This is a genomic window from Chryseobacterium viscerum, from assembly GCF_002899945.2.
Classification (GTDB): Bacteria; Bacteroidota; Bacteroidia; order Flavobacteriales; family Weeksellaceae; genus Chryseobacterium; species Chryseobacterium viscerum.
The window spans coordinates 1-449 of sequence record NZ_PPEG02000052.1; the positions used below are offsets into that span (position 1 = coordinate 1).

At 32.7% G+C, this 449-nt stretch carries 1 pseudogene; it reads right to left on the reverse strand.

The features are described 5' to 3' along the window. Positions 1–87: 87 nt before the first annotated feature. Positions 88–449: pseudogene (locus C1634_RS25750) on the reverse strand (ABC transporter ATP-binding protein); the annotation flags it as partial.

Genomic DNA, 449 nt, shown 5'->3' on the forward strand with positions numbered 1-449 from the left:
TTTTAAATCCAATAAAAACCTAATAAACAGAAAGCGGACTAAAGTCCGCTTTTATTGAATTTATATAATCTGTTAGAATATTTCCTGCTATTTCAGCTTCACTTCCCTATCAATTCCTATCTCATCAAGAAAAATCTCATCATGAGAAATCACCAGTAAAGTTCCGTGATAATCTTTACTAGAGTTGGTCAAAATCTCCACATTTTGTAAATCCAGATTGTTCGTTGGCTCATCCAAAATAATTAGATCCGGAGCTTTATTGCTTATTGACAAACCACGCAGAAGTAATCTTAATCGTTCTCCACCACTCAAAAATTCACATTTTTTGTCCCATGTTTCTTTACCAAACAAAAATCTGGATAACAAAGTTTTTACTTCCGATTCTTGTAACGCACTGTCATTAAAAGTCTTAACAAACTCATAAACCGTTAATTCAGGATTAATCAAGG